The following is a 6,014-nucleotide window of genomic DNA, read 5'->3' as shown; positions in this document are numbered from 1 at the left end:
ATCTGAAATTAATTACGTGTGATTTGATACTACATTTTGAAGTGCGGAATGTGGGATTCAATTGAATCTCTTGCCATCAGTCCCGATGGGAAAATTCTGATTTGCGGCAATTATGATGGCACTATTAAACTGTGGAGCTTAGAGCAGGGAAAACTATTGCACACATGGAGAGATGGTTCCAGTTCGGTTTTAGGGCTTGCTCTGAGCCGAGATGGTAAAACCCTTGCTAGTAGCAATGAGGATAGTACTATACATATTTGGCAATTTAAATAACTGCATTGTTTAACTACAATATAAAACTTAAGAAAAGTGTCAAATCTGAATTCCTGTTTTCCGGTCTAGTTTTTTAAAAGCGCTCGCATGGTGGCGGATATGATCTTCAATAAAACTGGCGATGAAATAATAACTGTGGTCATAGCCTTCTTGGTAACGCAAGTTTAGCGGCTGGTTAACATCTGTACAAACTTGCTTAAACACCTCTGGCAGTAATTGTTTAGCTAAAAATTTATCACAAGTCCCTTGATCGATAAGAATTGAACTGTGATAACCCACTTGCTTGACTAATTCACTAGCATCATAAGCACGCCAATTGTCTTGATTGCTGCCAAGATAACCACTAAAAGCCTTTTGACCCCAAGCACAACGCATAGGTGCAGCGATTGGTGCAAAAGCTGATACTGATTTGTAGAGTTCTGGGTTTCTCATTGCACAGACAAGTGCCCCATGTCCACCCATCGAATGACCGAAAATGCCTTGTTTATCAGGTTGGGTGGGGAAATTTGCAGTAATTAAAGCAGGTAATTCCTGGACGATATAACTATACATTTGGTAGTTTTGACGCCACGGTTCTTCTGTAGCATCAACATAAAAACCTGCACCAGTGCCAAAGTCCCAGTCATCATCCTCACCTGCAATGCCAGTATTACGCGGACTGGTATCTGGTGCAACCAATATCAAACCGTACTCAGCGGCAAAGCGCTGCACTCCTCCCGCCTTCGCCATAAAATTCTCTTCCGTGCAAGTTAATCCAGAGAGGAAATAGAGAATCGGTACAGGATTTTGAGTTGCTTGTGGTGGTTGATAGATGGTAAAGCGCATTTCAGTGTTACAGGTGGAGGAGTGATGACTGTAGAAACCGAGTTTGCCACCAAAGCTTTTATGTTCTGAAATGAGGTTGAGGTTAGCCATTAGTTGTATTCTGCTTTCCTGAGCGGCTGCGGAGAATGGTTATTTTAGCGTAGTAGTTCGCTTTCGTGACAAAAGCGGGGAAAAGGGGAATGGGGAAGAAAGGTCTGGAATTTTCCCTTCCCCTTTAAGATGCACCCCAACCGGAAAGCAAAAGTTACTTTTGCCAACCAAGATGTCTTTTGAACTAGGCAATCCCGATGCCGCCTGTTACACCATAAACTTCTCCGGTGATGTAGCTGCCTTCTTGGGAAGCAAGCAACACATACACAGGAGCAATTTCCACAGGTTGCCCAGGTCTTCCGAGCGGAACTTCAGAACCAAATTTCTCGATCTTGTCCTGGGTCTGACCACCACTCGGCTGTAGCGGTGTCCAGAATGGGCCGGGTGCGACTGCATTAACGCGCACTCCCTTGTGGATCATCTGTTTGGCGAGAGATTTGCTGAAATTCTCAATGCCGGCTTTGGTCATGGCATAGTCAAGCAGACTCGCTGAAGGTTGATATGCCTGAATCGAAGTGGTGTTAATAATTGATGCTCCGGGCAAAAGATGTGGAATGGCAGCTTTGGTAATCCAAAATAGTGCGTAGAGATTTGTCTTCATCACTTTATCGAAATGCTCAGTCGTGATATCGCTAATTGATGGGTAAGATGTCTGTGCGCCAGCATTGTTCACGAGAATATCTAAACCGTTTAAAGCTTGCACTGCATCTGTTACCAGCTTTTGGCAAAAATGCTCGTCGGTGATGTCACCCGGAAGCGCAACCGCTTTGCGCCCTGATTGTTCAATCAATTGGATCACCTCTTGAGCATCAGCCTCTTCGCTCTTAAGATAGCCGATAGCGACATCAGCACCTTCTCTAGCAAATGCGATCGCAACAGCGCGCCCGATACCAGAATCGGCTCCGGTGACCAATGCCTTCCGACCTGCAAGCTTTCCAGATCCAATGTAGCTCTGCTCACCGTGATCCGGTTGGGGCTGCATCTTTTGAGCAAGTCCTGGTACGGGCTGCGGTTGTTGAGGAAAGGGCGGAGCGGGATATTGCTGCCGGGGGTCTTGCATCTTTAATCGATCGGATTTCATCACTTAGTTGTTTTGATAGTTTTTGTTTTTGCTATTCTTGACTCAAGTATCAAGCATTGAGGAGAACGATTCCTCACCCTTTAAGCAGAATAATGTTCTAGAGTATGCACCACTAAGGGCACGTGCTAATTGGTGCGTTTGTATTTGTGATCAGGCAATATCACTTGAAAAGCCACGCTTAACTATTGTTTTTATCTCTCTATTGGCTAATACCCTAATTTCTCAATCAAAGGTAGACTACCATCGGAAAATGTCAAGATTTTGGGATAGCAGCAGATGATTGATCTCTACACCTTCACCACGCCCAATGGACGCAAAGCTTCCGTCATGCTGGAAGAAGTCGAATTGCCCTACAATGTCCACAAAATTGACATTACTCAACAACAGCAATTTACACCTGAATACATCGCTATCAATCCCAATAGTAAAATTCCTGCCATTGTTGACCAAGAAACTGGGATTAAAGTTTTTGAATCGGGTGCAATTTTAATTTACCTCGCCGAAAAAACAGGTAAACTCTTACCCACTGAACAAAAAAGCCGTTTTCAAGTCCTAGAGTGGCTGATGTTCCAAATGGCAGGAGTGGGGCCAATGTTTGGGCAACTTAACCACTTTAAACGCTTTGCACCCGAAAAACTTCCCTATGCCATTGAGCGTTATGAAAAGGAAACTTTACGTATTTATGGTGTTTTGGATAAACAACTGCAAGACAATGAATTTATCTGTGGTGACTATTCTATTGCGGATGTTGCAACTTATCCGTGGGTAGCAATTTATGAATTTCAGGGTTTAACACTCGACAACTACCCAAATGTCAAACGCTGGGTGGACATGGTGCAGCAACGTCCGGCTGTGCAACGCGGAATGCAAGTTCCTTAAATACAAGACCAGGGATAAGTCAACTTGGGTGATGATAAATTATTAAATAATTCAACCCTTTCTCATTCCCAAGCGTACTCATACTGCGAAGAAATAAATTGAACGGGTTTTTATTAGCGATCGCTTCTATTAGAAAGCTGCTTTAGATTATGCCAAAGGGCAGGAGGTTTAAAATTCATGGGTTTGAAAATAGTTTTAGCAGGAGTTGCCTTGGAGCATATCTAGACTGATGAAAACAAGGATTTATACAGAATACATCTAGGATATGTGGTTTTACGGAGTATAGCCCTATACTATATTTTTCCAGAAGCTATTAATAATGGGCTGTACCAGAATTTCGATTGCTATCAACTACTGTTAGAAGATTCACCATTGTGTGCAGTTGTGAATCTGGCTTCTACCATACAACATAAAACTGCCCTAGACGTAAGCTAGAGCAGTTTTTGATAGAAGTAAATTATATAGGAGACTTTTAATGTTGTCCCCATTTTATCCATAGTAGATACCGTTATATAATACTATTCACCTCAATTTTCGTACTTTACGCAAAAAAGGAATAATCTTGAAGTTGGCATTACAAAGGTTAAAAGTTAGTACAAGCGAGTGTATTACAGACATCATCCGTGACTTTGAGCTTTTTCCTTAATGGATCACAGAACATGGTTGCTGGTAATGGGGTGCTGAGTAAGGAAATCTGGGGATGGAGAAAGTAGCGACACCGGACAGCCCGTCGTAGACATCGCTCTTAAAGCAAAGCGTAGCCAATGGATTTTCTTAAGGCTGCCGAAAGCCCTGCTGATATAGGCTATTTATTGCAATGATGAGCGGTGTGTTGGTGGGAAATCTTGGGTCAAGATTCGTTTTACAAGCTTTTTTAGGCTGATCCCTACTAAGACAGTTAGGTTAAATTGCAAATGAAATCATATCTCTGCCTAATTCCCCAATTTAGGTGTAAATCTAGGTTAAGACTGCGGATTTTGCCTAAGTCCTAACAAATTTCCGTCAATATCCTTGAAAGTGGATAATTGCACTCCATGACCGACATCTGTAATTAGCCCAACTGAGACTCCTTTTTCAGTCAGGCTTTGACGAGCAGTAACTATATCATTGACAACAAAGGTACTAACAGTATTACCTGGTTCAACTGAGTTACTCAAGTTCAATCCGATTGCAAAGCGTGGAATATCAGGAAAACTAAACTGTCTCCAACTAGGTGTGTCATATTTTTCTTCAGGAACTAACCCAAGCTTGGACTTATACCACTCGGCACTTGCTTCGAGATTAGTAACGTCTAGTTTAGCGACGCGAACGCTCAGAACGTGAGGGGCGTAATCCGAAAACCAATGAGCCAATGACAATTCCAGCGACCAAAGTGCCTGCGTTTTCTGCTGGGAAACAGTTTAAAGAAAAAGTAGCGCCGTAGATGAATTGCTTTACCACTGGCTATCCAATCACTGCAAAGCCATAATCGATTAATTCAAGTATCGAATCGACTGTGAAACTTTGACTGCTTCTTGGGGAGTAACGTTATTGCAATTAGACAATTCTGGCATTAGTCCCGTAGCAACAAATCTGCTTCTGTTAAATCGCAGTGCTTAGGGGTAAGGTCAAATAACGCAAGAGCTTAATCCCACAATCCAGGAGATAATGACAATTCGGGCAACCATTGTGCCTGTATCTTCTACTTGTTGCAGTTTCGGACAAAAGTTGCACATTTTGCATTACAGATGCGTTGACTTTATCGAAATAGGAATGCTGTTTAAATACGGTTAGTAAATTCAAAAAACCGCTCGCAGTTGCAAGGAATGGCCTCACTGAACTATTTATGGAATTACTAAAACAGGTAGAGAAAAATTATATTAGCGCTGACAACTTCTTAAGAGCAGAACTATCAGAGAAAATTCAATGGTCTTTAACACAGCGAGATGTTAATTTGATTGAATTACTGATGCCTGTATGGTCATGGCTTTACCGTTACTATTTCCAAGTAAAAACTGATGGGTGGCATCACATACCAACAGAAGGAAAAGTGCTACTGGTTGGTTCCCATAATGGCGGAATGGCTTCTCCAGATTTAGTAATGATGATGTATGATTGGTTTTCTAGATTTGGAACAGAGCGTTTGGTGTATGGTCTAATGCATCCTTATGCTTGGAAAGTGAGTCCAGAGATAGCCCAATTAGCTCAGAAAGTTGGAGCAATTGTTGCACATCCAAAGATGGCCAGTGCAGCTTTTGAGATGGGGGCTAGCGTTCTGGTATATCCGGGAGGACAATATGATATGTTTCGGAATCATAGCGAACGCCATAAAATTCATTTTGCTGGTAATCACGGCTTTGTCAAGCTGGCTTTAAAACAAGAAGTTCCAATTATTCCAGTTATTTCGGTTGGCGCTCATGATACGTTGATTGTTTTATGTGATTGCTATGATTTAGTCAAACAATTACATCAGTTGGGATTGCCGTGGCTTTATCAAATAGACCCAGGAATTTTCCCAATTTATTTAGGTTTACCTTGGGGTTTGTCTATTGGGCCTCTGCCTAATATTCCTTTACCTGTGCAGATTCATACTCGTGTATGCCATCCAATTACTTTTGAAAGATATGGTCAAGATGCAGCTAAGGATCGTAATTATGTGAATGATTGTTATGAATTAGTTCATCATCAAATGCAAGAAGAGTTAAATCAATTGGTTATAGATACTCAAAAATATCCCTAAAATCAAAACAATGGAAAAAAACTCGTAGAAAAATATTTAATCCCTTTATTTTCTCAATTTGCATTGTTATAGTTAAAAATAACGGCTAACATATCAACTAGGGCGATAATGATTGATTTTGAACCTTGGGACAGATTGTTGCGTCAG

The 6,014-nt window shown here is 41.6% G+C and carries 6 protein-coding genes and 1 pseudogene; 4 read left to right on the top strand and 3 right to left on the bottom strand.

Annotated elements, in window-relative coordinates; translation table 11 throughout:
• Positions 1-48: 48 nt before the first annotated feature.
• Positions 49-273, top strand: coding sequence for a WD40 repeat domain-containing protein (locus HWQ37_RS02120; RefSeq protein WP_292743158.1), 225 nt, complete (start codon positions 49-51; stop codon positions 271-273).
• Positions 274-312: 39 nt separating this feature from the next.
• Here the strand turns inward: HWQ37_RS02120 and fghA are convergent, their stop codons facing one another.
• Together fghA and HWQ37_RS02110 are read right to left on the bottom strand one after the other, a co-directional pair.
• A complete protein-coding gene (gene fghA / locus HWQ37_RS02115; RefSeq protein ID WP_292743156.1) occupies positions 313-1,188 on the bottom strand; it encodes an S-formylglutathione hydrolase in 876 nt (291 codons plus the stop codon).
• A 184-nt stretch (positions 1,189-1,372) separates the two neighbouring features.
• Positions 1,373-2,269 carry an SDR family oxidoreductase gene (locus HWQ37_RS02110; RefSeq protein WP_292743154.1) on the bottom strand — a complete coding sequence of 299 codons (897 nt, stop codon included), beginning with the start codon at positions 2,267-2,269 and terminating at the stop codon, positions 1,373-1,375.
• A gap of 276 nt (positions 2,270-2,545) precedes the next feature.
• Between HWQ37_RS02110 and HWQ37_RS02105 the strand changes: the two genes are divergently transcribed.
• Positions 2,546-3,148, top strand: coding sequence for a glutathione binding-like protein (locus tag HWQ37_RS02105; RefSeq protein WP_292743152.1), 603 nt, complete (start codon positions 2,546-2,548; stop codon positions 3,146-3,148).
• Between the two features lie 962 nt (positions 3,149-4,110).
• Here the strand turns inward: HWQ37_RS02105 and HWQ37_RS02100 are convergent.
• Positions 4,111-4,500: a VOC family protein gene (locus HWQ37_RS02100; protein WP_292743150.1), complete on the bottom strand. Its 390-nt coding sequence runs from the start codon at positions 4,498-4,500 to the stop codon at positions 4,111-4,113.
• Between HWQ37_RS02100 and HWQ37_RS02095 the strand changes: the two are divergent.
• Together HWQ37_RS02095 and HWQ37_RS02090 are read left to right on the top strand one after the other, a co-directional pair.
• A pseudogene (locus tag HWQ37_RS02095) lies at positions 4,452-4,571 on the top strand (HU family DNA-binding protein); the annotation flags it as partial. The gene HWQ37_RS02100 and the pseudogene HWQ37_RS02095 sit on opposite strands and share 49 nt — an antisense overlap.
• Positions 4,572-4,973: 402 nt before the next feature.
• On the top strand, positions 4,974-5,867 hold the full coding sequence (locus HWQ37_RS02090) for a lysophospholipid acyltransferase family protein (protein WP_292743148.1): 894 nt from the start codon (positions 4,974-4,976) through the stop codon (positions 5,865-5,867).
• The last annotated feature ends 147 nt before the right edge of the window (positions 5,868-6,014 follow it).

It is taken from the genome of Nostoc sp. NMS4, from assembly GCF_017115095.1.
In the GTDB taxonomy this organism is placed as follows: Bacteria; Cyanobacteriota; Cyanobacteriia; order Cyanobacteriales; family Nostocaceae; genus Nostoc.
Note: the sequence above shows the minus strand (reverse complement) of the source record. Positions and strands in the feature narration are given on the sequence as shown.